The organism is Pseudomonas sp. AM8 (assembly GCF_036346475.1).
In the GTDB taxonomy this organism is placed as follows: domain Bacteria; phylum Pseudomonadota; class Gammaproteobacteria; order Pseudomonadales; family Pseudomonadaceae; genus Aquipseudomonas; species Aquipseudomonas marginalis.
Genome location: NZ_JAOTNX010000008.1, coordinates 1 through 26726, shown reverse-complemented (window position 1 = coordinate 26726; position 26726 = coordinate 1). Strand labels below are relative to the sequence as shown.

16 protein-coding genes and 9 pseudogenes are annotated in these 26726 nt (G+C 49.7%); 14 read left to right on the top strand and 11 right to left on the bottom strand.

The genetic code is table 11. The features are described 5' to 3' along the window. The first annotated feature begins 62 nt into the window (after positions 1–62). From V3W40_RS19190 to V3W40_RS19180, 3 pseudogenes are all read left to right on the top strand, one after another. A pseudogene (locus V3W40_RS19190) lies at positions 63–475 on the top strand (VOC family protein). Positions 476–560: 85 nt separating this feature from the next. Then, positions 561–760 (top strand): annotated as a pseudogene (locus tag V3W40_RS19185) (transposase); the annotation flags it as partial. A gap of 76 nt (positions 761–836) precedes the next feature. Beyond that, positions 837–1007: pseudogene (locus tag V3W40_RS19180) on the top strand (ATP-binding protein); the annotation flags it as partial. 69 nt (positions 1008–1076) lie between these two features. On the opposite strand, the pseudogene tnpC reads toward V3W40_RS19180, so the two are convergent. The 7 genes and pseudogenes from tnpC to V3W40_RS19155 all read right to left on the bottom strand — a co-directional run. Further along, positions 1077–2010, bottom strand: a pseudogene (tnpC, locus tag V3W40_RS19175) (IS66 family transposase); the annotation flags it as partial. Between the two features lie 187 nt (positions 2011–2197). Next, complete coding sequence (gene tnpB, locus V3W40_RS19170; RefSeq protein WP_330208697.1) at positions 2198–2431, bottom strand: IS66 family insertion sequence element accessory protein TnpB; 234 nt, start codon at positions 2429–2431, stop codon at positions 2198–2200. 188 nt (positions 2432–2619) lie between these two features. After that, positions 2620–2724 (bottom strand): annotated as a pseudogene (locus V3W40_RS34780) (transposase); the annotation flags it as partial. Positions 2725–3358: 634 nt separating this feature from the next. Continuing rightward, positions 3359–4261: a LysR substrate-binding domain-containing protein gene (locus V3W40_RS19165; RefSeq protein WP_330208696.1), complete on the bottom strand. Its 903-nt coding sequence runs from the start codon at positions 4259–4261 to the stop codon at positions 3359–3361. Between the two features lie 167 nt (positions 4262–4428). After that, positions 4429–5227, bottom strand: a pseudogene (locus V3W40_RS34775) (aldehyde dehydrogenase family protein). 23 nt (positions 5228–5250) lie between these two features. Next, positions 5251–5922: an aldehyde dehydrogenase family protein gene (locus V3W40_RS34770; RefSeq protein WP_442962848.1), complete on the bottom strand. Its 672-nt coding sequence runs from the start codon at positions 5920–5922 to the stop codon at positions 5251–5253. Positions 5923–5980: 58 nt separating this feature from the next. Beyond that, a complete protein-coding gene (locus V3W40_RS19155; protein ID WP_330208695.1) occupies positions 5981–7138 on the bottom strand; it encodes an iron-containing alcohol dehydrogenase in 1158 nt (385 codons plus the stop codon). Between the two features lie 471 nt (positions 7139–7609). Between V3W40_RS19155 and V3W40_RS19150 the strand changes: the two genes are divergently transcribed. Then, positions 7610–10123 (top strand): CoA transferase, encoded by a 2514-nt coding sequence (locus V3W40_RS19150; protein ID WP_330208694.1) that lies wholly within the window; start codon positions 7610–7612, stop codon positions 10121–10123. Between the two features lie 170 nt (positions 10124–10293). On the opposite strand, the pseudogene V3W40_RS19145 reads toward V3W40_RS19150, so the two are convergent. Further along, positions 10294–10664, bottom strand: a pseudogene (locus tag V3W40_RS19145) (transposase); the annotation flags it as partial. Positions 10665–10998: 334 nt separating this feature from the next. Here V3W40_RS19145 and V3W40_RS19140 point away from each other — a divergent pair. The 5 genes from V3W40_RS19140 to V3W40_RS19120 all read left to right on the top strand — a co-directional run bounded on the left by V3W40_RS19140 (position 10999) and on the right by V3W40_RS19120 (position 15756). Beyond that, complete coding sequence (locus V3W40_RS19140) at positions 10999–11379, top strand: hypothetical protein (protein WP_330208693.1); 381 nt, start codon at positions 10999–11001, stop codon at positions 11377–11379. Positions 11380–11974: 595 nt separating this feature from the next. After that, positions 11975–12385, top strand: coding sequence for a hypothetical protein (locus tag V3W40_RS19135; protein WP_330215504.1), 411 nt, complete (start codon positions 11975–11977; stop codon positions 12383–12385). Between the two features lie 538 nt (positions 12386–12923). Next, a complete protein-coding gene (locus V3W40_RS19130; protein WP_330215503.1) occupies positions 12924–13346 on the top strand; it encodes a hypothetical protein in 423 nt (140 codons plus the stop codon). Positions 13347–14264: 918 nt separating this feature from the next. Further along, positions 14265–14528 carry a DMT family transporter gene (locus V3W40_RS19125; protein ID WP_330208772.1) on the top strand — a complete coding sequence of 88 codons (264 nt, stop codon included), beginning with the start codon at positions 14265–14267 and terminating at the stop codon, positions 14526–14528. A gap of 772 nt (positions 14529–15300) precedes the next feature. After that, complete coding sequence (locus tag V3W40_RS19120) at positions 15301–15756, top strand: reverse transcriptase domain-containing protein (protein ID WP_330208773.1); 456 nt, start codon at positions 15301–15303, stop codon at positions 15754–15756. Between the two features lie 973 nt (positions 15757–16729). Here V3W40_RS19120 and choX read toward each other — a convergent pair. Next, entirely contained in the window at positions 16730–17713 is a 984-nt protein-coding gene (choX, locus tag V3W40_RS19115; RefSeq protein ID WP_330208774.1) for a choline ABC transporter substrate-binding protein, read from the bottom strand. A 378-nt stretch (positions 17714–18091) separates the two neighbouring features. Between choX and V3W40_RS19110 the strand changes: the two genes are divergently transcribed. After that, complete coding sequence (locus V3W40_RS19110) at positions 18092–18277, top strand: hypothetical protein (protein WP_330208775.1); 186 nt, start codon at positions 18092–18094, stop codon at positions 18275–18277. A gap of 70 nt (positions 18278–18347) precedes the next feature. Here the strand turns inward: V3W40_RS19110 and V3W40_RS19105 are convergent, their stop codons facing one another. Beyond that, positions 18348–19448 (bottom strand): PDR/VanB family oxidoreductase, encoded by a 1101-nt coding sequence (locus tag V3W40_RS19105; protein WP_330208776.1) that lies wholly within the window; start codon positions 19446–19448, stop codon positions 18348–18350. Between the two features lie 1611 nt (positions 19449–21059). On the opposite strand from V3W40_RS19105, the pseudogene V3W40_RS19100 reads away from it, so the two are divergent. Beyond that, a pseudogene (locus V3W40_RS19100) lies at positions 21060–21320 on the top strand (transposase); the annotation flags it as partial. A gap of 261 nt (positions 21321–21581) precedes the next feature. Here V3W40_RS19100 and V3W40_RS19095 read toward each other — a convergent pair. Further along, positions 21582–22607 carry an IS110 family transposase gene (locus tag V3W40_RS19095; RefSeq protein WP_330208800.1) on the bottom strand — a complete coding sequence of 342 codons (1026 nt, stop codon included), beginning with the start codon at positions 22605–22607 and terminating at the stop codon, positions 21582–21584. A 74-nt stretch (positions 22608–22681) separates the two neighbouring features. On the opposite strand from V3W40_RS19095, the pseudogene V3W40_RS19090 reads away from it, so the two are divergent. From V3W40_RS19090 to V3W40_RS19080, 3 genes and pseudogenes are all read left to right on the top strand, one after another. Continuing rightward, a pseudogene (locus V3W40_RS19090) lies at positions 22682–23581 on the top strand (IS3 family transposase); the annotation flags it as partial. A gap of 244 nt (positions 23582–23825) precedes the next feature. Next, the gene (locus V3W40_RS19085) at positions 23826–24281 is read left to right on the top strand and encodes a hypothetical protein (RefSeq protein WP_330208777.1); all 456 of its coding nucleotides are present in this window, start codon (positions 23826–23828) and stop codon (positions 24279–24281) included. A gap of 1813 nt (positions 24282–26094) precedes the next feature. After that, on the top strand, positions 26095–26553 hold the full coding sequence (locus V3W40_RS19080) for a hypothetical protein (RefSeq protein ID WP_330215502.1): 459 nt from the start codon (positions 26095–26097) through the stop codon (positions 26551–26553). The last annotated feature ends 173 nt before the right edge of the window (positions 26554–26726 follow it).

Sequence of the window (26726 nt, the reverse complement as noted above, 5' to 3'; positions counted from 1 at the left end):
CTTGCTATACATAAGCGCATGTCGCTTTAGCACATAAAATCAGACATATATTCGGAGAACATATATTTAGTCACATTCAGATTGGTACCCGTGACCTTACGATCATAATTGACTTTTGCGATGCGGTATTCACTAGACTGGGCCTGGTGCGTATGCCCCTTGAAGATGACAATGGTCCAGCTTGAGCCGGTTGGCAATTGCCAGGACGGCGATGCCCACAATTTTTTGTTCAGTTGCCCTTTAATGGTTTGCCGGAAACTTGGGGAAATGCTGTTCAAATCAGCTTCGTCGCCGATTTGCAAAAGCCAGTAAGGCTGCTTGGGAAATCGCACTTGTAATGGGCGGCAAAGACGAAGGCGCGCCGGGGTTGCGGCCTCAGTATGCAGAGGACTACTTCGACACGTATTGCCGAGATCCGGAAGGCAACAAGCTATGCTTCGTCCATTCAGACGATATGAAGGGAGCGGGAATGTAAGTTTTTTCCGCTGTATTACTATGTAGTGGTCTAATGAAACCGGACATCCATTTAGGCGAGGATGCTCGCCAGATAGAGGTATCTGATGACCAAACAACGTCGTTCCTTTCCCGCTGAATTCAAACGCGAGGCCGCAGGCCTCTTGCTCGATCAAGGCTATAGCCATTTGAAGCCAGCCGCTCGCTTGGGGTGGTCGAGTCCGCGTTGCGTCGCTGGGTTAACCAGCTCCAGCAGGAGCGCAACGGCGTGATTCCGCAGAGCAAGGCGCTGACGCCAGAGCACCAGCTGTTGGCCGGTTACGGATGCACATTGACAACCACGTCTAAGTCGACGGTCAGTACCAACTGGTGAAGCACCAACTCGCTGCCCTTGTGGCTTGGACAAATCCCTGAGCTGGCAACTGGGGAGTGGCCGGTGGCTGTGCGACAGGCTGAACCTGATTATCGGCGGCCAGACCGGCGTGAGCAAAAGCTGGCTCGCTTGCGCGCTGGCCCACAAGGCCAGCCGGGACGGCTACGGCATGCGCTACCTTTACATAGCTCTATTTAAAAAAAATATTTGATAATCAGTAAGATAATCCTAAAAAATGGCGTTTCATTACGAATGGACCAAAATTATTGCAAGCCAGCTTGCCATTCCACGCGCCAAGCAAGTTGCGTGCATGCTCTCCCGCACGGCTTGGACTGAAGTCATAAACGACCGCCTTGAGCGCCGAATTTGGCGTAGTGCAGTAGGCCCAGGCATAAGCACGATGCGTTTTCTCACCTGGGGGAAGCATCTGCACCGGCGTTTCGTCAGCGTGGATCACGCCTTGGGCAAGCACTGTTTCGCGTAGCGCATCGACTAAGGGCTGGAGCTGCACACCGGTTTGAGCGACCCATTGCGCTAGTGTCGATCGGGCGATGGCGAAGCCGGCGCGGCTAAAGATTTTCTCTTGCAGATACAGCGGTAAATGGTCGGCAAATTTGGCCACCATCACGTCAGCCAGCAGGCCTGCGGTCGGAATGTCCTTATCGATGACCTGGGCGGGAACCGGTGCCTGAGTCGGTATTTCACACGCGCCAGACCCCCTTTTCCGCGCACATGCTGCTCCACCATTAACATGCCCGGCGTGTAATCCGGCTTCTCGCTGACATTCTCGCCAACCCGCTGGAGCTGGCAGCCGCAGGCGCATTGGATGTTGTAGGGTTCGCGATAAATCACGGTACGTAGAAACTGCGTAGGCAAGGAAACACGCTTGGGCTGCTTGCGTGGTTCAGCTTGCGCAGCCGGCGGATTCAACGCCTTCAGCTCGGCTTCAATGGCCGCGATGTCGGTGTCGAGCAAGTCGTGGAGCAAGCGGCCTTGGTCGGAACTCAATTGCTCACTGCGCTTGGCAAACTTGTTACGTTTGAACCAGGCGATTTCGTGGGTGAGTTGCTCGATGATGGTTTGGTCGCGGTCGTTCTTCTTGCCCATTCTGTCGACTTGCTGTCCGAGCGAATCAACCTGGATAGCAACTGCGCAGCGAAAGCGCGCAGTTGGTCGGGGGTCATCTGATCGATGATTGGGCGAGGAAGCCATGCCCTGGATTTTACCAAAGCGGATCGCCTGCGGTAGCAGGCCGAGGCGCTAATTACAGTTTCTAGAGCAATGTGATTGCACCGTCAGCCCCAACGAGTTGCCAAGGCAGACCGAGCACCAAAGCCTGAAGTTGCTCGGAATTCAGCTCCATCTCGCAGCCTAGTCGAATGCCTGGCCAGTGAAATCTAGGTTCAATCGACGAGCAGCTAGCCAGATGCCAATCCCGTCATGCACCAGCACTTTCATACGAGTGGCACGGCGGTTGGCAAACAGATAAGCACAGTACGGCTTCGCCGCACCCAACACCGCGATCACTCTGGCTAACGCGGTCTCGGTGCCGGCACGCATGTCCATGGGCTCGGTGGCAAGCCAGATGGCGTCGATGTGAATCATTGCATGAGTCCACGGACAAAGCGAGCGTAGCCTTCAGGATCAGGCATCGGCCATTTCACCGTGACCGATTGCTCGCCAAGCGGCAGCTCAATAATCGCCAAAGCTTTCGTCTGCCGCTTGGGTGCAGCTCTCAACGGAACGAAAGCCGGCAAGGTTGCAGGCGATTGGTCCCGGTAAGTCGGTAGCCACTAGCGGATCACGTTGGCGTTGATGCCGTGGCTGATGGCGACGCTGGATAGGGTGGCGTCCGGTTGCAGGCATTCCCGAATAACGTGGGCCTTGAAGGGTTTCGGATAAGAGCTTCGATGGCCGCATGAAAATCCTGACGTTAAGGCCGATAGCGTCCGCTTACGAGGACACCATCGCCCTTAATGCTGGGGTTCGGAAGGTGACTTTCCCAGACGCTTACGCAATAAGGTGGGGCAAGGCTGATTGGTCGGGCTTTCGTGCGGACTATCCATTAGGTTTGGATACGTTCCGGTTTGTTCGCCTGCTTTACTTGAATGTGAAATCCACTAACCGACCCGCTCAACATGATTCACCATATATTATTTTATAATCGTAGCGTTGATAATTGGGTCAGTTGGGGGCGAACATACCCTGGCGTACCTATCAAAATTGAGGGAGGAAACCTGGTCAGTAACTCCAAAATGCTCACAGAGCTTGCAATGGAGGGCTTGGGTGTTGCGCTGTGCGGGCTGGAGTTCATCCAAAGCCCCCTCAAGAATGGTAATTTAATCATTCCATTCCTGAGATGAAGATGTGACACCTAATGGGTTATTACTACCTCTCGATGAGAAAATCCGGTCGCTTGTGCGATGTGGCTCAGCAATTCGTCACTTGCTTGAAGAAGGAGGCCCGCCAAACTGAAGGTATAGGAAAACGGTTTGAGGATGGGCTATTCAGTCGTCTAAAAGTTGTATGAATTCATTTTTTTGAAAGAGAGGCTTCCTCAAGTAGCCAATCTAAAAAAATTTGGGAATGAGTGCTGGCATATTGATGTTCTGGAAGGACAGCGTAGAACGCTTCGGAGGTGGGTACGCGTTGAGTGAACGGAGCGACGAGCTTGCCTTCAGCTAGCATCGTAGCTACAAGTGATGTTCGTCCTAATGCAAAACCGTGTCCAAGAACCGCCATTTCCAACGCTGTTATAAGCGTGTCAAATTGCATGCCTTTCGAAGGTGGAACGCAGGAAATTCCTGTTTGCTTTAGCCAATAACCCCATCCCTCTTCGTATCCGATGACATGGAGTAGTCCATGTTCTTCTAGTGTTTTCTCTATATTGATGTCTACGTTAGAGCCGGTACTTAATAGCTTGGGGCTGCATACTGGAATAAGGTCATCCCACGTCAGTCTGTATGACTTATAACCCGGCCAATTCCCCTTGCCATATCGAACATCAATATCGACTTCTTTATCCTGCTCCTCCAGCCAGATATTGCTGGTGAAATGCAGGTTAACTGAAGGATAAACGCTGGTAAATCGTTCTAGTCTCGCAGCTAGCCAAGTAGTAAAAAAAACAAGGTTCACCCTGGTGGTAATGACCTTTGCACGTCCTTCGCCAAAAATTTCATCGGTGGCAGCAGCGAGACGTTCGATAGCTTCATGAACCGCAGGCATATAAGCGCGTCCCGCTTCGGTCAATTCTAGTCGGCGCGCTAGACGTTTGAAAAGCGTCATGCCAAGTTGTGACTCCAAACCTTTGATCTGTTGGCTGATCGCGGCCTGTGTCAAGTTTAGTTCGTCGGCAGCTAAGGTGAAATTCAAGTGGCGTGCAGAGGCCTCGAACGAGCGAAGCCAATTCAGCGGGGGAAGGCGTTTCTTATTCACTTATAGATCGCTCTTCATATAGCATTTATTGAGCGGGTGATGGTTACCGCCATCGCCCGTTCAATAATAGTATGTAGCGTCTAAAGATGTAAATGATCATATGAGGCGATAGCAACGAACGCCTCGGAGCATGAAAACTCCAGGGTTTCCATGCCCAATCGGGGCCGTTATTTCAATGTAGGTATTGAGAATGAGGCTCCTTCACGAACACCTGCCGATGGCCAGCGCTGGGTGATCATTTTGCGACGAGTATAGAACCGCACGCCATCCGGGCCATAAGCATGGAGGTCGCCGAACAGAGAGCGCTTCCAACCGCCGAAACTGTGATATGCAACTGGTACCGGCAATGGGACGTTGACGCCCACCATTCCTACTTTGATGTTGTCGGTGAAGTAGCGTGCTGCCTCGCCGTCGCGGGTGAAAATACACGTCCCGTTGCCATATTCATGGTTATCAATGAGACTCATGGCTTCCTGCATTGAGTCGACCTGAATCACCTGAAGCACCGGTCCGAAGATCTCCTCTTGGTAGCTCTGCATCGTCGGTTTCACGCCATCGATCAGGGTGCCGCCCACAAAGAAGCCGCTCTCGTATCCCGCGACTTCCACATTTCGACCATCTACGATGAGGCGGGCACCGTCGGCCTCCGCGCTGTCGATGTACCCGACAATCTTATCCTTGTGCTGGCGGGTGATAACGGGGCCGAAGTCGTTGCTCGCATCTGCCGCCGACTTTAAGCGCAGCCATGGCGGTGCGCATCTTTTCAACAAGGGCTTGTGCAGTACCTGCACCTACCGCAACGGCAACCGACAGTGCCATGCAGCGTTCACCTGATGAGCCGAAAGCTGCACCCAAGAGCTGGTTCACTGCGTTGTCCATGTCAGCATCGGGCATTACGATCGCATGGTTTTTCGCCCCGCCCAATGCTTGGCAACGTTTTCCATTGGCGGTGGCGAGCTTGTAGATGTATTCGGCGATTGGCGTAGAGCCTACGAAAAACTTACTGCTTCAATCCGCGAATCGGACAGCAGAGTGTCGACAGCTTCTTTATCCCCGTTGACTACGTTCATGACGCCGTTTGGAAGACCGGCTTCTTGCAGCAGTTGGGCGATGAGCAAAGTCGAGCTTGGATCGCGTTCGGATGGTTTGAGGATGAAGCAATTCCCACAGACAATTGCCATCGGAAACATCCAAAGCGGCACCATTACCGGGAAGTTGAAAGGTGTGATGCCAGCCACGACTCTCAACGGCTGGAACTCGCTCCAGCAATCGATATCAGGGCCTACGTTTTTGCTGTGCTCCCCCTTCAAAAACTCAGGAGCTCCGCAAGCGTACTCAACATTTTCGATACCACGCTGCAACTCTCCCATGGCGTCGTGGGAAATCTTGCCGTGCTCTTCGCCAATGAGTTGGCAAATTTTCGTAGCATTCTGCTCCAGGAGTTCCTTGAAGCGGAACATGACGCGAGCGCGCTTGATGGGAGAAGTATTGCGCCAGGCGGGGAAGGCTGCCTGAGCTGCCGAGATGGCTTGTTCAACAGTCACCTTGGAGGCCAGCGCCACGCGCTTGGTCACTTGTCCAGTCGCAGGGTTGAATACATCCTGAAAACGGTGTCCTGCGTCTAGGCGCTCGCCATTAATGGGGTGTCCTACAGTTTCCATTTCATGTTTCCTGATTATTGTAATGTTGGATAACAGCGTCTAGCGGTAGGGCATTCAACTACCATAGCTGGCGATAGAGTTCAGCCATTTGGTCGGTGGTCGGGAGACGAGGGTTGTTCCCCGGCGATCCAGAGGCCAAGGCCTGCTGTGCCATGGTTTCGATCTTGTCCATGAACTGGTCTTTATCAATTCCAAACTCTGCCAGGCTGGGGACGTTCAAATCCTCATTGATTGCTATGAGCTCGCGCAGCAGTTTTTCGTTGGCCGTGGCATCGCTCTCCTGGATGGTGGCCAAGTCCATTGCGCGAGCGCATTCGGCATAACGCTCCGGTGCTGCAGGGATCGAAAATTCGGTCACGGCCGGCAGCAGCATCGCGTTGGACAATCCGTGCGGGACTTGAAAAAAAGCGCCAATAGGGCGGCTCATGCCATGTACTAGAGCTACTGATGCGTTAGAGAAAGCCATCCCCGCGAGCGTTGAGCCGAGCATCATCGCTTCACGTGCCTTCTTATCGGCTCCGGTGCGATATACGGTTCGAAGATTTGGCCCGATCAATCGCATCGCAGCCAGAGCCTGAGTGTCGCTGTAGGTGTTTGCCTTTTTACTGACGTATGCCTCCATGGCGTGGGTGAGGGCGTCAATGCCCGTGTCAGCCGTGATGCGTCCTGGGAGGCTCAGCGTTAGCGTGTAATCGATCAGGGCGGCAACTGGCATAAAGGCCAATCCCACACAGAGCATTTTCTCGTCAGTCGATTCATCAGTGATGATTGTGAATCGGGTGACCTCCGAGCCAGTGCCCGCCGTGGTCGGTACAGCAATCAGCGGCAGTCCCGCTTCGTTTACGATTCGTGGGAACTTGTAATCACGCATTTGTCCGCCGTGCTTGGCAAGCACACCGATAGCCTTCGCACTGTCGATAGGGCTGCCGCCACCCAGTGCAATGATGCAGTCGAAGTCGCCTTCTTCGGCGTAGCGCACACCTGCACTGATCGATGCGACGGTGGGCTCGGGAACGGTGTCATCGAATACATCAGTATGGATGCCGGCAGAGGAGAGCACTTCTACGATTCTGGCGGCATAGCCCAGCTTGACCATCATCTTGTCGGTCACTACGAGGGGCTTGCGAAGACTAAGGCTTGCTAGAACTGTCGTAATTTCTTCACAAGCATTTTCGCCGATGGACATCAGGCGAGGCAGAACTACTGGGGTAGCCATAAATGCTCCTGTTTTATTTATCAGTTGGAGTAAAAGACAACGTCTCTGCGCAATAGCCGCATAGATTATTTGGGCATGGCTGCCGGCATGAATTGTTTCGACCTCAGGTGGGTCGTGATTGATTCTCGGGTGTGAGAATAAGTTTGTGAAGCAATAAAATGTCAGCCTGACCCCCTGTTTTTTTATGGGGCGAGGGCGACTTGCGAGAGGTTTGCTGTTGTTTATTTCAAGAGGTCGCCTGCAGCCATAATAAAAATTGACCCTCAGGGCTAATTTATATTGCTGGATTGGTTGTTGTGAGATTTCTAATATCGGTATTACACGGTGGGGGATAACAAAAAAAGTTGACGAGAGTTTTTGACGTCAAATCAGATGTCAGTAGTTACTGATATCGCTTTTCGTCCACTCCCGGACTCTACAACTAGGTCATTAGACCTAATCTAAAACTGCCTCTAAGAAGGATAAAACGAAATGAAGCAGACTAATCCATTGCCGCTTGCCGGCGTTCGCGTAGTCGATTTCGGTCAGCAGATCGCTGGCCCCGCGGTTGCAATGATCCTGGGGGATCTCGGTGCGACAGTGGTGCACATCGACCCTCCTGCGGGCCCCCTGTGGGACAACCCGGCGAACGCTGTGCTTAATCGCAACAAAAGCTGTATCCGTCTCGACCTCAAGACCGCTGCCGGTCTGGCGCAGGCGAATGATCTGATTGCTCAGGCTGACATTGTCCTGGAAAGCTTCCGTCCGGATGTAATGAAAAATCTGGGCATTGACTTTAAAAAGCTGCGCGCCAGCCGCCCGGAGCTGATCACACTTTCCATCCCAGGCTTTGCCAGCAACGACACACTGCGTCGGGAATGGAAAGCTACAGAGGCTGTTGTTGCCGCGACTGCGGGCGCATTCACTGACATGGGGTTCAACCGAGTATTGCTTGGCCTGAACCCTAGCTTTTCGCCGCTTCCTCTGGGTTCTGCATACGCCACCACTCTGGCCGCTGGCGCAGTTGCACTCGCTCTTCAGGCTCGTGAACGAACCGGCCATGGTGATGGGATCGAGGTGCCCGTGGTTGCCGCGCTGATGGAAGGGCTGTCCTATAACTCCTACGTAATCGACGGTCTGCCTGAGCGTTATAAGACGATGCGAGAGCTTGAAATTGAGCATCGCAAGGCTAACAACATCCCAATGAATCTCAGCTACGAGGATTTGCAGGAGTATCTCGATCCTTTCTACCGCACCTATTTGTGTGCAGACGACCGGATGTTTTACTGCGTATGCCCGTCGCACCGTAACCATGCCAAGCGTGCGTTGAAAGTTCTCGGCATCTACGAGGAACTCGTGGCGGATGGTCTGCCGGAAGTATCCGATCTGCACTCACCCATCAGTGAGTGGGATGGCGAGACGTCGATTGGCGTATACCCTCTGCCAAAGAAGTGGGCAGACCATATCTCGGCGAAAATGAAGAAAGCGTTCCTCACCAAAACTTCGGAAGAATGGGGTCAGATTTTCGGTGAGAAAAAAATTCCAGGGGCGCCTCACCGTACCACCCAAGAATGGGTCAATCATGAACACACCAATACTGCTGGTCTGATCGTTGAGGTTGAAGATCCTGAGTACGGCCTGATGAAACAGCCTGGGCCGATCGTGTGGCTTGAAGAGTCCGCAGGCGAAATGGTTAAGCCTCGTCCTCGCAACAACATATCTTTCGAACAGGCACTGGTGGAGCTTAAAGATGTTGCCGTTGAATATCCGGCTACCTACCCAACAGGTAGTGCAATTAAGTCCGAAGTTGGAAATGGCTGGTTGGATGGGCTACGGATCCTTGACCTGACCAACGTTATTGCTGGCCCGCACTCGACTGCGTTCCTCGCGCGCTTCGGTGCCGAGGTCATCAAGCTCGATCCGGTTAAGCCTCTCTATGACCCACTGATTGGCACTCTGTTTACCTTCCAGACAGGCATGGGCAAACAAAGCGCGCTGGTTGATATTCTCAGCCCGGAAGGGCGTGGCGCTTTCAACCGCTTGGTTAGCTCAGTGGATATAGTGGTCATCAATGCTCCAGAGCGTCAGTTGAAAGAGCTGGGACTGGATAAGGAGAGCCTGCGTATCGTCAACCCCAACGTCCTGTTCTGCCGCCTCGATTGCTTAGGTGGGCCGCTGCCAGGGCCGAAGTCCAACTTCATTGGCTATGACGATATCATTCAGGCCCATAGCGGCATCATGAGTCGCTTCGGTGGCCCACAAACGCCAGAAGAGCACGCTCACCTAGGCACCCTGGACGTCAACTGTGGTTTCGCTGCCGGCTTGGGTATGGCGGTGCAGCTCTACCATCGGATCAAAACCGGAAAAGTCACCCGTTCGCGCACCTCCCTCTCGGCTGTTACCAACCTCGCGCAAATCTCGTTTGCCTATGACTATGCGGGGCGCGGCGCCTTCAACGAGCCCTCGGGTCGCGATGTGCTGGGCTATAACGCTCTGTCGCATTTCTACCAGACGAGTGAGGGGTGGCTGTATCTGGACAGCAAGCCAGCAGAAATCGAGAAGCTGGAAAAAATCGAAGGGCTGGAAGGCATCGGTAAAGCCTCCGAGGTTTCGGCATTCTTGAAGAAGGCATTCTTGAATGCACCCGCTGCATACTGGGCTGATCGCCTGCATGAAGCTGATATCGCTGCCGCAGTACCGAATTCGATCGAGCAGCTCCGTGCGCTATACACCCGTGAAGGGGACAACACCGTTGGTATTCACAACGGCAGCTTCGCATTTTCGATTCACCGCAACCATCCAAGCGGCCACTGCCTGACACAGATCGATCACTACGCAATCCGCCCAGTGGATTCGAAAATCTCGGCGGTATCTCTCCCTGAGCGCTGGGGGCATTCAACCAAAGAGGTACTTGCCAGAATCGGGTACTCTCAGACGGAAGTGGATGATTTCCTCCGTCGTGGCATTGCTAGCCTTGGATGGGCGGAGGAGTATCTGCCAAGCTAATCAAGCGTTTACGCGCTCGTAGTTGCATCAATTTTTAGCCATGTGTCCACGCCCACATGGCCTTTTTTGCGTAAAGCTGTATGCGTTCAAGCTCAGCATCGGGAACACGGAAATGCTCGATTTTGCCGAAATGCAAGTGGTGAAAATGACAAATAGAGCTAAGCGAGTGCATACGTCCGGGTATCCTTTCTCGTGTGATGCATTTCGGGATCTCGTTTGCCGTCCTTGTTCTTGGTCGAACTCGGTGCATGAATAATCGTCGCATTGACTACTGTGTCTTGGCGCAGCATCAAACCAAGATCACCCAGATAGCCATTGATGACCTGCAAGATCTCGCCTGCCAGCTCATGCTTTTCCAGCAAGCGCTGGAAATTGAGAATGGTGGTTTCATCGGGAATCCAGACCAGACTCAACCTCGCGAACTGGCGAAGGATCGTTGTTTCGTACAACGCTTCCTCCATTGTCGGATCGCCGTAGCCGAACCAGTTTTGCATCAGGTGTATACGCAACATCGCCATAACGGATGGGCCGGACGGCCACCTTAGCTCCGGTAGGGCTGCTTGTAAATATCAAGAGTCCAATCATCGGCGCGGTCTGTGACTACCTTCTCTACTCAAACCGCCAAAACTGAGTCAACCAACTACGGACATGTCAGCAAAGATTAGTTTCCTGAGTAACGTGTGTGTACCTAAATCTTGCTTGCCTGGTTCTCCATCGCAGCCAGCACATGATGGTAATTGATGTATTAATAAACGCAGATTTTAAAAAAAAGCGAAAAAATCTATGTCTGTTTCTACCTTATTTCGTAGAATTTTCAGCAAGGAAAGCATACTGTTTGATCTCTACTAGCCTTTTCGAATTAGAGCGCTGAGACAATGCCAAAAACCGAAGGGTATATTTCAGTTGCTGCGAAGGAGTACGAAAAGCTCACGGTGCCCCTTAGTATGGAAGTGGGTTCCATTATTTTTTCCGTGCGCAGCCTAAAGAATAATCTTCTGACGATGAGTAATACTATTTCTAAAATTTCAGAAGATACATATACCGATACGCCTGATGACGAAAGTCCCCTGCTTAGACAGGAAATTAAAAATTTAATCAATACGCTGCATGTTCTGAAGCAAACGGTTAAGTTTAATCTCTGTTTTATCATGCGCCGGATAACTATTTCGCTCTTCGAGACCGTCATCGCTAATAACTTGACGCCTTCGAAAGTGAGAAATTTCATGAGGCAAATATTGAGCTCCAAAAAACAGTGACTAAATGCATCAAGATGCTCGAGCAGCTCGATGACGATCTCGCTATAAGGCGTTTTAAAAAAGAGACGAGACATCTATGTCTAGTGATAATTAATATGAAATTAAAGTCGAGATTACCATCAGCATTTGGCATATGTGCAGTGGTTACATTATAATAGCTTTCTTAGGCAAGTCGGGACTTACCAAGTTAAATGCTCAGTTAGACAATATTATTGGGAATCTTGTGCTGTCCGAGGGACTCGTCCAGCAAAGCAGTATGAAAATCGTCGCCACCAATCTTGATATTTATAAAGCTATTTCTTTAGCATCTACGAGTTTGAGTCAGTTTTTAAAATTTATGAAAATAATAAGCTGCGAGTTGAAGAGTCATTAATCACCTTTTTATTCGATAGGGATGTAATAGGCGGAATAAAGCGCAGATAGTGAATTTTTTTTGATTGAGAAGATTGTTGATTTCAATGCGTGCTATGACTTGCTTCATGCCGTTGATTGGAGCTTTTAGCAAGCTAAACTTGGCAACAAAGTCTAGCTTATTAACAGATTAACTGAGCGAAAAATAATATGCCTACGCTTTGCAGTTATTGGTTGACCGTACTTGAAGAAAAAAAACCGGGTCGGTAAAGAGCTATTGAATCAAATTAGAGTATTGCATTTTTCGATGCAAATGATCACTAACTTGGTCATGGTCCGAAATGAATCTCCGTCGCTTAATGATCTAAAATCTCCTGGACTTGTGATATATCACGACAGTGCCAAGGATTCGTACGCTCTCCACAAGAATTTGCAAGATTCCTTAGAGGGGTCGATATTTTTGGTAGAGGCGTTTGTTGCAGATGCATCTAAGCTTGTTCGTTATATCGACTCATATTTATTAGTTGCTCCGCCTCATAAGGATCGAAAAAACCTTATAGATATGTGCGTTGCTGTCAATGATATGGTGTGTGCGCTTAAAGATTGGAAGGATAGCCGTCTGGAGCGAACGCCTATTCGTCAATTTAATGATTAAATTCTGGCGAATAAGAGTTGCGTCAAAATACAAAAGTAAATATATGGCTAAAAAATCAGCCTATTGAATCAGCCTATTGAAGTAGTTAAAGTAACTTAAAAAATGATCAACAAGTTGTTGTTAGGGCGGTTGGTAGGCTTAATCAATGATCACAAGCTTGGTTACTAATCTTGTAGATGTTCAAAACGAGCCACTATTGCTTGACGAGGCATATAAAGGGTCGGGTATTATTATGCATCCCAAAAGCGCCAAGGGTATGTGCGCTCCTCATATCAATTTACAAGATTCCTTGGAGATGGTGATATGTTTAATAGAGGTTTTTGCTGCAGATGCCCAGGCTTTTTCGCTATGTTTAGTCATATATATTGTTTGCGCTATCAAACGAAGATCTGCATCTGATTATAAGTATGCATCTTACTGTAAATGATATATGTGCGCATCTAAAGGCTGGCAAAATGGTCGCTTGGAGACAGGGCATGTCAGTCATCTTAAACATATATGAGTCGCTGTTCAATAAAAGTCGCAATGAAATGTAAGGGTGAATATTATGTTGCCTGGAAATAGATTGGTGGAGGTTGTTCAGTTGCTAGCGTATAACCAAGAAGTTGTCGTTAGAGCGATTGCTGGGCTTATACAGTCTTTAAGGTGGACTGAACAAAAAATGATATTTGTGGGTCAAAGCGTGCGCAATATCGATAGTTTAGGTGTAGAGAGTTTACAGGGTAGGCTTTATATTTGTGCTGTTGAGGTCGAAACTATTAAAGATGTTGCGTGTAAACAGCTGGATTTTCTTTCGGCGAAACTTGACGCGGGGCTCTCGGTGCTATCCAGTGAAATCAGCATGGATGGAAATGATGATGAGGAGGGAGGGCGGATTTTTGCGCTGTTTTCTCAATGCTCATTGCAGCTTGTAAATTTAAAATGTCAAATCAAAGATCTGAGGCGAGATATCAATCGATAAGAATGCGAGGGTTTGTGTGAATAAATTAATTGAATGCATTCAATATATTTTTTTTGTTTTATTTTTGATTTTGTATGTGATGGTGGGCATATTTTCTAGAGGCTGAAAATCTTGCCGCGTCGGCGACTTAATAATATATTTTCTGGTTCTGAAGATTAAGTTTTGTCGATGACTTGGCTCAATCTAAAGTTTAACAATGCTTTATTTTTTGCTGGATTAGCTGAAGATGCACACTTGAAAAGACGTTAAACTTCAATCGCGGCTGATGAGTTGTGAGTTGCCCATAATAAAGCATAGTCATTTAAATGCTTAGGCTTATTAGTGATTCTTAGTCGCATTATAGTGCAGGTAAAATGGTTAATAGTATATCGCCGGCGCATCGCCGACTGCGTTTTTTCGCGTGTTGTTGGGCTCTATTGGTTTGGCCGTTATTCTTGCCATTTTAAAAACCAAAGTCGACTTCAAAGTTAAGCTGCAGTAGATTATTGTGTTGGACGTTATCAATCCGGGCATCCCATTTTTGATATATAGCGTGGCGGCACCGCTGTTACCTGGCGGCTATTCAGAAATTTTCAATACGACCACACTGATGATGGGTGTCATGATAGGCTGGATGTTTTTCAGCGATTCGTTAACACTGAAAAAGGTGTCGGCGTGCTGATCGGGCTTATGAAATGACCAGCACCAGCCCCATCACACTTTCAATGAACGTTGTCATAGGCGCGTTGGCGTGTTTAGTCGCCACCATTTGCTACGATGCAGAAGGATATCTGACTAGACGATGGGTAGCTGACAAGGGTGGGCTAGACGCGAACTCGTAGCTTTTGGCAGTCAAATTGGCGCGACGCTGTTTCTCGTACCGTTTTTCGGAATCTCACCCGCAATAAACCCACCGGCGAGTTGGGGTAACCAAGAGGTATGATAGCACTGGTTGCGCTGGGTTTCATCTGCACCCCATGTGCGTACATTCTGTATTTCCGCTTGATCGCGGATATCGGGCCGGTGCGTTCGCTGACCGTGGCCTTCCTTATCCCTCCCTTCGGCGTGCTGTGGGGTGTGATGTTCCTTGGTGAACGTTCTTCGGCCGCACATTTGTACGGCGGCGGGCTTATCTGTTTAGCTGTGTGGTTCGTTCTCAGCAAGAGCAAGCCGGAGCAAGAGCCCTCACCAGCTTCAGATTGATCCAATAGCTTAACTGTGCTCAACGATTTTCCATCTGATTGGGTGGTGGCACTAAGTGAATAACATGTCTTAGTTTTGCGGAGTCTGGTAAATGACTTGGCCGGACGGATACACCGTCCGGGCAACACACCTTCCTGACACCGTTGCTTGAAGCGATGGTGTCCACCTCAAATTTGAAGTGCACTCCATGTCCTGGCCTCTCGGGGTTGGGTAGATGACTTGGCTGGACGCATAGAGCGCCAGTTAAAGTTGGCAGAGGATAGTCGATGAAAGTTCGATACTGGTAAGAAATGACGAATCAACAGACCACGAGTCATGCAAGTTGCACCGCTAGGTGCATGATGAAGCGTTGCCAGGGGAAACCGGTGGGCCAACCATTGAGCCGCGTAATCAGGAATTCGGGATGCCGATGCTGTTAACCGAAGCAGAAGGTAATACGGAGCATGGCGTTATATGCCAGTCATGCTCTGATCCCGCGCGATCGGAGACCCTGTGCACATCGGGAAGTCCTTCACAGAAACTGGGAGATCTCCGGTGCGCAAGCACCGGGCGGAGCAAAATAGACCAAAAGCCGTAACCCTGCTGCCCACGCCGCTGAGAAGTCGGACCTGAGAAGCCGAACAAAGGGCCTGGCCCGGCGGAGATAGTGAAGGAAAGGGATGTAGCCAGGGAACATCGACACGTCCCCCGCGCCCCCGGACACAGAGTCAGGATCAGTAGCGCGTCGATGGGACTTGAAGGTGTACGTGAAGCAGCTCGAAGGCACAAGGGTATGCAGCTCACGGCACTGCTACATCACATCACACCGCAGTTATTGGCGCAGAGCTTTTATGCCCTGCGCTGCGGCTGCGGTGAGCGCGTGGACGACATGTCGTGTCGAGAATATGAGGGAGGTCTTCTCCAGCGTATGACCGATTTGCACGGAAGGCTTCATAAAGGGGCCTTCAGGGCAACGCTATCGCGGCGGGTCTACATTCCCAAAGCCGATGGTAAGCAACGCCCGTTGGGTATTGCTTCTTTGGAGGACAAGATCGTACAGCAGGCGGTTGTTACCGTTCTGAATGCGATCTATGAGCAAGACTTTCTTGGATTCTCGTATGGGTTTCGACCGGGCCGCAGTCAGCACGATGCGCTGGATGCGTTAACGGTCGCGCTCAAAGGCCAGAAGGTGAACTGGATATTGGATGCGGATATCACGTCGTTCTTTGATGAGATCGACCATGAATGATGCTGATGTTTCTGGGGCACTGGACGGGCGCTTGCTCGGGCTTATCAGTGGGTGTTATGGAGGATGGCCGGAGGGTGGTTGCGACCAAGGGGCCCCCCCAAGGCGCGGTGATATCGCCATTGTAGGCGAATATTTACCTGCACTGTGCTGGACCTGTGGGGCAAGGCAGTGGCGCGAGCGACATGCCCGTGGCGATGTGATTGTCGTGCGCTACGCGGATGACGGTGTGGTGGGGTTCAGGACGAAAGTGCAGGCTCAGCAGTTTGTGGTGCAATTACATGAGTGGTTGGCCCGGTCCGGGTTATCGTTAACCTCGCGAAGACTCGGCTGATTGAGTTCGTCGTTTCGCCGGGATGAATCGCAGGAAACGAGGTTTGAGAAAGCCAGAGACTTTTGATTTCCTGGATTTCACCCACTGTTGTAGTGTCAGCCGACGCGGTGACTTCCCAGTACTGCGACTGACCGTCAAAAAAACGTATGCGTGCGACGCTTCTTGCTATCCGCGAGGAGTTGAGTCGCCGACGCCATGACCTTGTCCGGGTTGAAGGGGAATGGCTCAACGTGTGGTGAGCGGTTACTTCATTTACCACGCGGTATCAGGGAACCTAATACGTCTTGGCGGTTTTCGTTTGGCGGTGTGCCGTCTCTAACTGCCGTCCCTACCGCGACCATTGAACTGTCTAGAGCTCGACGGGGAATCATACGGGCTCTTTGCCAAGTTTGGCACGGGAATCGTGCAGGATCCGGATATGAGCAAGACCATTCGCGCTGGAACCGACTCTAAATTTGTACTCATCACGGTGGATTGGTTTCTTGGTGGGCCAACCCGCCCATTGAATGGGCGGGTTGGAGTTGTTAAAAGCTATTGTTCGAATATGTGACGATCCATCGTTATTGCTACTCCCCGACATGGCCTACACGCGCCGTCGCAACCCAAGATTAATATTGCGGCGAACGAGCCCATGGAGCGCCTTTAGTCGTCGTGTCGCTGGATGCTGACTGAAGCCTCGTTATTAAGCAACTTAGCCTTCACCGCTTCTAAGCCAGACCCACCTTCCCTAGTTGTGACCCCCGATAGCCATGTATTCAAAATTTGAGGATTAGCTTTGAGCCAGGCCATTGCCGCTGCTTGGGGTGCCATTTTGTCGTCTAGGATTGAACCCATGATTCGGTTTTCCATATCCACATTGAAGCTCATGTTCTTGAGGAGTTGCCCCACGTTCTGACACTCGTCCACGTAGCCCTTACGGGTACTGGTATACACCGTAGCTTGACCAAAATTGGGCCCAAAGAAGCCATCCCCGCCGGTCAAGTATTTCAATTTGAAACGGTTATTCATCGGATGAGGTTCCCAGCCTAGGAATACAATCCCTGAATTTCGCCTCGCTGCCCGCTCTACCTGGGAAAGCATTCCTGCCTCACTGGAGGCTACTAAGATGAATCCGGCATCTTTCAAGCCAAAGGCGTTTTCATCGATTGCTTTCAGGATCGCATTGTTTCCGCCATCACCGGCTTCCGGCCCGTAGATCTTCCGACCTAGCTCATCTTTAAATTTAGCGATATCCGAGAAGTCCTTCAGCCCCGAATTCCAGAGTTTTTCAGGCACTGCCAGCGTGTACTTGGCGTTTTCCAGGTTTACTCGCACTGTATCGATGGTGCCGGCGTCCCGATATGATTTCAGTTCAGACTCCATGGTCGGAATCCAGGTTCCTAAAAAAACATCGAGATTCTTACCTTCGGCCAGAGCCTTGTACGTAAGTGGAACTCCGAGCGACGTCACTTTTGTTTGGTAGTCGAGCGCTTTCAGAATCGTCGTGGCGAGTGCGGTGGTACTTTGAATGTCGGTCCACCCCGGGTCTGCAAATTTAACCAGTCGGCATTGATCTGGCTCCGCAGCTTGGCTGACGAAAGACGCTAAAAGAGCGAATAGAAATAACGTTGGAGGTAATGCGTTCATGGTGCAAATTCCTCAAGCTAATTTAAGGTAAGGGCGGCAGTTTCTATTCTTTTTCTGTTATTGATTGCTTTTTTTAGGGTTTATCTTTCATGGTCTGGTTATGATCTTTGCGGTTGCCGAGACATAGATTTGTGCATTGCTCGGCAAAAGGAAAAACCTTCCCGACCCGCCTGCTCGTTGCCATAGCTTTATTAAGGCCCTCTTATTGGAGGCGTGCATTTGCGAAGGAGCGAACGGTGAAAAACTTAACCAAGTGAGGACGCTTGCTAATCCCGTGTATAAATTAGCTGTAAATTTATATCTTCCGAAGTAGTTTCGTTTTCAATAGTTCGTCCAAGTGTGCTTATCCCGCTATACATGCTTTGCAGCGATAATTTTATGCCTTCGCTGAGGCTGGCCTACATCCATCGCGCGGAGCCATCAGTCATAAACGTCGACCCTTATCGCCCGCGTCGGGAGGCGGGCGGTTCGACGTCGGCCCAGCCGGCCGAATTCGACGGTACCGAAACAAGTCCCGTCGAAGGCGCTCACCGCGACCGCCACAACTACAAATCGGCAGGCTAAAGCCGGAATCACATGAACGCTATGTTCCTCGCCAGTCGGCGCAAGCGAGCTAAATCGGATAGCTTCATAATCACAGGTCCAGAATCAGATTTTCGGACTCTGCACGCGAGCAGCACAGGGCAATTAGCTGTCCAGAGTTTCGTTCCGCCTGCGTTAAAACACTGTCCCGGTGATCCGGCTTGCCGCTCAGCACCGGAGTCAGACAAGACCCGCAATACCCCTCCTCACACAATGTTCGTACCCTCACACCGTTATTGGCCAGAACCTGCAATATCGACTGGTCCGAGGGCACGGCAAACGACTCTCCGGTGCTACCGATTGTCACCGTAAATTCCGTATCGCCCTCGTGACACCGTATTGAACTTGGATCCGCCCCGAACAGCTCGTAATGCACCGTTTCAGGAGGCCAACCTTGCGTGGCGCTCTTGACTGCCTCTACTAGCCCGTGTGGACCGCACACGTACACGTGACAATCTTCCCTGCGATCATTCAAAAGTCGGCTCACATCCAGACGCCCACCTGTTGCCTGGTCATGAATAAACGTTACATTCGTGCATAGAGTCGAATTTACGATCGCTCCGTAGTGCGCGGTCTCCTCGACCGAGCGCGCGCAGTAATACAAGTGATACTCGGTTCCGATTTGTTGCAGGCGTCTCGCCATCGATAGGATAGGGGTAATACCGATGCCACCTGCAATGAGAATTACTTTGCCCGCCGATTCGTCGAGTCTGAAATGGTTGGTAGGGCCTTCTACTTCTAGTATATCCCCAATCTTCCAATTTTCGTGTATCCAATGCGAACCACCACGTCCCTCCCGCTCCCTAAGAACCGAGATCAAGTAACAATTCGACGAGCCGGGGGTATTCGCTAACGAGTACTGTCGCCTTATGGTCTCGGTTACGCGCACGGTGATGTGCGACCCCGCCGAGAATTCCGGCAATGGCACTCCTGTCGATGCATTAACTAGGTAAAAGCTTCGAATCGACGCCGTTTCGTCAGATATTTTCGAGATTTTCAAATACATGACAATCAGCTCCTGTATCGCTACGATGCACTCTCGATTCGCGAATAAATCTTTATCCAACTCTGTCCGCTCCAGCATCGCGCACCATGTGTGTTGGGCGTAACCGAAATCGAGGGGGCAATGAGTTGAACAGGTTTCGAATAACATATATCTAATCTTGCTATCCTTACCAACAATCATTCCTTGGGCATTCGGATAAATAATTCTTATGAAAAATATCGACAAAAGCTTCCTCGGCTGGATCCGTTGATCGCGTTGGAGGCGCCGGCTCGGCGCCTGAGTTCACGAAGGCTGGCATGAGTTGCATCTCACCCAAGCCGCAATAAGCAATAAGATTCAACCATTTGAAAGCATTTGAATGTAATGCTATTCATCAGAGCCAATCGTTCGGTCAGCATTACTCCACAAGGGCGCAACTGCCAGCATGTGGTCGCAACAGCGCTCGCGAACCTCGCCAGCGAAACGACCTACCTGCGGGCCACGGGAGAGGAGAGCACCCTGGCGAGTGGATGTGACCAAGCTATCGGCAATATGCTTCTGATGCCGAAGCTCCCCGGAATTAACCGCCGCCTTCCCGCAAATCACACCGCGCTTGATGATTTCAGACGTCGAGAAGATCTGTTTGACGAACGGTGTCGATGCGGCGATCACCATCGGTGATGGCACGCGACACGGATTTCATGCGGAGAACTCTTCCCCCTGAGCGTATCTTTCCGGTTTGCAGTCCGGAATACTTTCGGAAACCCTGAACTCCGAAAGGCCAGCGACCTTTCAGAACACAAGCTTATCGAGCTTGAGGATGAACACTGAAACTGGATAATCTGGCGGCACTGTCTCGACCGGAATAGCGTCAACACGGCCATTGTTACAAAGGGATTTACCGTGAACAGCTATAACTGGTGGTCGAAGCTGCGGTACAGAAAAAAAGAGCTGGAGACCGCTCAACCCACTTCCACTCGCAACGGTCGAATCGGAGTTCGACTAGTATCTGCTGTGTATCAATTGATACTCATTGCCATCCAATTATAAAGATTTTATTAATAGGTGCTTTCAGTTTATTGCTCAGCATTGAAATTGCCGGATTTGCCCGCTGCTGCGCTGTAAGAAGTTAAGTCCGCATCATTCGAGTACGTGGAAGGCGCGCGATGTTCCGCAATTTATGCTACACCTTCACAATCGGACACCGAGGGGATCTTGCTCACTAAGTAATCCGGCATCTAGATTCGTGTGGATAAAGTGTTGCGGTATTCGGGATCCTTTATATGTGCAGCTAGCCCGCTATGCCGAAAAAGTAAGGCATAGCGGGCCTTCTATTACATCATAGGGTACTCGTCTTTCAATACAGCGGGATCGAATGGTTTGCGGCTGAAAATCTTGTGAACCAATGGAGCGAAGTGTTCAAGACTTGGCTTAGGGGAGTCTGGGTCGAATGAGGATTGATCCCAGCGTTCGCAAAAGTTCACGCATGATTTTTAGCAAGGGTGATCCTTGTATCTTTCACGCTCGTTGCGGTCTCCCCCAAAAAAATAATGGGCATAGTAGAAATTTTGAAAAAGTCCATGCTGATGCAGGATCCATGTCACCTCCCCTCTCACATACGGCCTGATGATGGAGACGGCAAACTATGAATGATTGTAGGGAGCGAGGAAGTCACCCAGGTCATGGATCAACGCGCCTACAATCATTTCTTCATCTGTAGTGGCCTAATGAAACCGGACGCCCATTTAGGCAAGAATGCTCGCCAGATAGAGATGACTGATGACCAAACAACGCCGTACCTTTTCCGCTGAATTCAAACGCGAGGCCGCATGCCTCGTGCTCGATCAAGGCTATAGCCATATCGAAGCCAGCCGTTCACTTGGAGTTGTCGAATCCGCGCTGCGTCGCTGGGTCAACCAGCTTCAGCAAGAGCGCAATGGCGTCACGTCTCAGAGCAAAGCCCTGACGCCCGAGCAGCAGAAAATCCAGGAGCTGGAAGCTCGGATCACTCGTCTTGAGCGGGAGAAATCCATTTTAAAAATCTATGGTCACCCCCCTTTTTTGCAATGCTGATTCATGGGCGAAGTAGTTGGCTTGCTTAAATCTATCCGGCGTCTTTGGATGATTCACCCGCGCCATGATGAGAGTCGCGCCTGACGATCCTGAAAAAGGCTAACGGCTTCTTGCTGAGCCAATTTTTAAAACAGGTTCTTCGTCAGGCCGGTAGGCCGTTTACGTCATCCATTATTCAGCTATCGCAAAACCTGAAAGGTGAATCGTGGTACAGCAACAACTGCAGAATCAGGCGTTCAAGGCGTCTGGCCCTGCTTCGTGTTGCGTATGGTGCGCAGCCATCGCCCAAGCGATACGCGCCAGCTTGTTAGCCAAGGCACAGGCCACGACATTAGAGTGGCGTCGGCTCAGCAATGAGCGAACCCAATCGGCCAAGGCTCCTTTCTGGTGATCGAGTCTCTGCATGTAGACCCTGGAACATTGCACCAACAACTGTCGAAGGTGCTTGTCGCCGCGTTTACTGATCCCCAGTAAGTTGGCCTTGCCGCCGGTGCTGTATTGCTTGGGTACCAAGCCCACTGATGCGGCAAAGTCCCGGCTGCATCGGTACTGCTTGCCATCGCCCATCTCCACAGCCAGCAGGCTGGCGGTGATCGGGCCGACACATGGAATGCTCAGCAAACGACTTCCCAGATCATCGTCGGCCAGTTGGCATGCCAATTCTTTATCCATTGCCTTGATTTGCTCATCCAGATAGACGAAGTGATTGTACAAACGCTGCAGCAGCACCGTCAGACGAACGGGAAGTTCATGCTCAGCCAAAACAACCGCCAGACGCTTCATGATGGCCAAACCTCTGGGTAAGCTGACGCCAAACTCCAATAGAAAACCGTGCATTTGATTAGCGGTTCTGGTGCGATCACGCACCAACGATTCGCGCATCCGATGGAGTACAGACAGGGTTTGCTGGGATTCAGTCTTGGGCGTAACGAAACGCATCGAAGGACGAGAAGCGGCTTCGCAAATCGCCTCAGCGTCGACAAAGTCGTTTTTGTTCCCCTTGACGAAGGGGTTAACGAACTGCGGGGAAATCAGCTTGCCCGCGTGTCCCATTGCCGCCAACTGACGAGCAACATAGTGCGACCCCGCACAGGCCTCCATTGCCACGACACAGCTCGGCGAGCGGGCGAAAAACTGCATCATTTGCGCCCGTGAACATTTTTTGCGAAACACCTCCCGGCCTGACTTATCCTGGCCGTGCAGATGGAACGTATGTTTACCGAGATCAATACCTATCAGCGCTGACTCACTAATGATGATGCCCTCCGAAAATAAATCACCCTGCTAAAGCCTAGCCCTCGCAAGGTGTGGGGGTGACCATCTCATTAGGCTACCGCGCTCTTGATGTCGGAAGAACACGAGCGCATGCGCTGATTGATCAACTGAGTGCTCGTGAGTCGGTAGAATTGTTGTGCGAAGCCTTTGAAGTGCCGCGTTCGTGCTACTACAACTATCGCCTCAGACGCCGAACTCCGGACGTTGAGCGGGTTCGATTACGCATTCGAGTCAACGAGCTGTTCACGCAAAGTCGAAGCGCTGCCGGCAGCCGCAGTATCGTGTCGATCATGCAGGCAGATGGCGAGCAGGTCGGCCGTTTCAAAGTACGCAGTCTGATGCGGGCATTGGGTTTGATCAGTAATCAGCCGGGCTCGCATTCCTATAAAAAGGCAACGGTGGAGCGAGACCTGATATTCAGAATATTCTGAATCAAAAGTTCGATGTGCCCGCGCCCAATCAAGTCAGGTGTGGCGACATCACTTACATCTGGGCACAAGAGAAATGGCATTACCTGGCCGTGGTCATGGATCTCTTCGCGCGCCGGGTGGTGGGCTGGGCGTTGTCGAACAAACCGGATTCGGACTTGGTGATCAAGGCACTCGACATGGCCTATGAGCAGCGCGGCAAACCTCAAGGCCTGCTGTTTCACTCCGACTAGGGCTCCCAATACGGCAGTCGCCACTTTTGCCAGCGACTCTGGCGATACCGCATCAATCAGAGCATGAGTCGCCGAGGTAATTGCTACGACAACTCGCCGATGGAACGTGCTTTTCGGAGCCTGAAAACTGAGTGGATACCGACCGTGGGCTCATGACGGCCCAAAAGGCTCAGCGCAATATCAGTCAGTATCTGATGCATCGCTATGACTGGATTCGGCCACATCAGTTAAATAACGGACTGGCACCAGCTCAGTCGAAAAAAGATTTAACGTCGTGTCCGGGATCAGTTGACCACTCCAAAGCTCATCTGGCTCATGGGCGGCTCGGATCAGCTGGTCAGGCGTATTTCATCACATTTGAGGACTTGTTCGGAGATTCCCTAGGTCGAACACCTTAGAACGTTGAAGGTGCAGCATTGAAAAATAAACGCAAATCTTAAAATAAAGCGCAGAAATTAACTATTTCAATCATGGCTTTTTGATTAGTAATTTAATATGGTGATATCAAATAGCCGTAACCAGGGAGGTGCTAAAAGATGTTAATGCTAGAAGAATATTATGCTGAAGCAACTGCAGAGTATGTAGCGTTAGCAAGCACTCTGACCGAAGTGGTAGGATTAATAGTATTTTCAGTTCGTAATATTGAAAATACATTTTTGATCGTTGACAACACAGTATCGAGAATTTCTGAAGACGCTGCGGCTGAAGGCAAGGATATATTATGCCCATTCGCCAAGCAAGAAATAAGAGAACTTGGAAGCGCGATGGGAGTCTTGAAGCGAACAGTCAAAGAGGGTATAAGTTTAGTAATACACACAGTGAGTAACACATTAGTGGAAGTTTCAAAAGGTATTGATACCAGTGAGGTGTACGATGAACGCTGCCATGTTTCGCGTCTCCAGTTTATAAAAACACTTAATAAAACTATGATTACGCTACGGCTACTTGACGAGACGCTCTTTAATGCTCAGGTAAGCCTAAGCTATCGCTGAAAAATCTATATTTTTGATGCGCTTATATCTTAAATTGTTAGGCAAAGGCTAGATAACGGATAAGCATGAAGTGAGCTGTAACTTAAATTTTTAAAACATGATGTACGCAGCGTACTAGCTTTCGCGAATATAAATAATGCAGGAGTAATAATTATTTGTGGTAGATTTGTGTCGCTGGTTAGCTACGAGCTACATAATATTATTGGAAAGCATTGAAGTAATCTACACGGCCTCACACGATAGGGGCGATTATTGTAAAGCATAGAGAAAAAATGCCTTTAAGGTACGTTCAATAGACGCTTCAGTATAAGTAACTCCATTGGTGCATCGAAACTTGTATGTACATCTTAAGCGGTGGTGACGCGGGTTAGTTCGAACCTAATATTGTTCCTTTCAAAATTCTCAAGCGGCGGCATAAACGTATCCAGAGCTTATTTAAGCTAAAATCCATCATGCGCTGTAAAGTATAAGCGTTCCACCGCCGCCGCAAATTATGGTTGATCTGCAGATGGAGCGTCGGCCGGCTGATAATTCTCGTGACGTGCCAGCCGCAGATAGCGCCGCTGTGGGCTCGGAACAAGGGGATGCGAAATTCGCACCAAACGATATCCTGGAGTAAGTCACCGCCGCGGAGGATGCACACTTGAAATGCGCAAGACTTGCAATGAACACTACTTCATTAATAGTCTGGGGCGATAGCTTGTAGTAGAATGAAACTAGTTTTAACTCTGCTGTCAACCAATTTCTGAAGGTAGGTAAAAAACATTATCTTCTTAGAGTTCTGAGCTTGACTGGAAGAGTGACTGCATTCGGCGTGCTCCAAAGATGCCTCTACTGCGATTTATAAAAAATTATAATGAGCGCCATGAAATACCTAGTAAGTTAAAGATAACTTATGACGTTCGTTTTGATAACGTTTTAGGTAGATTAGGATCGTGGATCTTTAATAGATAACGCATTCGGCGTTGCGATAGATTCTTAATGGTGTTCATTGTACTAGATTTAGCGGCGGTGCAGTAAATATAAAACTGAATGTGTATTTAATAAAAGTTAATGCCGGTGAGTTAGACGTGAATTCCGGGTTACACAATAGAATGTTTTTCAGTCGCTGCGCAAGGTGGGTTAAGAGTTTCAACATCTGACCGATAAAAAACCTAGGTGGAATGGGGACGTATTCGATAAGGGCGCCGAAAGCATTGGTGGGGTATAGCTAGCTCAGCTGTCAGTAATTTAAGAAACGCTAGTTCGAACGTTATTTATATGTTGGCTAATAAAACTCTCCTGATCATCCCAAATCGCGTTCATCGAAGAAACCTTGTTGGCACAGTTAAGAGTGACAGATACAAACGGGGCAATAAGTTTAATAATATGCTCGCAATCTACTTGCTAGAGGCGCCTTGGCTTTATCACAGATATGCCATCCGGATTTCATTGAGGTTATGTTAACCTAAAAACTGGGTGAACTATAAAGATCATGAAAAAGCTTCGGTAGGGCTGCTTGCAAATTTCAAGAATTCAATCAATGGCGCGTTCCGTGACTACCTTCTTTACTCAAACCGCCAAAACTGAGTCAACCAACTACGAACATGTCGGCAAAGATTAGTTTCTTGAGTAAAGTGTACCCACCTAAATCTTGCTTGCCTGGATCTCCATCGCTGCCAGCACATGATGGTAATTGATGTATTAATAAGCGCAGATATTAAAAAAAAGCGCAAAAAACTGTATCTGTTTCTACCTTATTTCGTAGAATTGTCAGCAAGGAAAGCATACTGTTTGATCTCTACTAGCCTTTTCGAATTAGAGCGCTGAGACAATGCCAAAAACCGAAGAGTATTATTCAGTTGCTGCGAAGGAGTACGAAAAGCTCACGGTGTCCCTCAGTAAGGAAGTGGGTTCCATTATTTTTTCCGTGCGCAGCTTAGAGAATAATTTTCTGACGATCGGTAATACTTTTTCTAAAATTTCAGAAGATACGTATACCGATACGCCTGATGACGTAAGTCCCCTGCTTAGACAGGAAATTAAAAATTTAATCAGCGCGCTGCATGACCTGAAGCAAACGGTTAAGTTTAATCTTAGCGTTATCATACAACGGATAACTATTTCGCTCTCCGAGACCGTCAGCGTTAATAACTTGACGCCCTTCGAAAGTGAGAAATGTCATGAGGCAAATCTTGAATTCCAAAAAACAGTAACTAAATGCATTAAAGTGCTTGAGCAACTCGATGACGATCTTTTTAATGCTGAAGTTAGCTTGGTTTACACCCAATAGCCTTGTATTGTTAAAGTAAATTGCGTGAGAGCTGCTCTTAGATATTGCGGAGATAACCTATGTTCACTTTCAAACGTCCTGTTCGGAAAATTGCATACTCTCACGAGTCTGCCACAGAATACATGGCGATATCCGAGGCAATAGACGGCGCCTTAGCAATTATCAGGATAAAC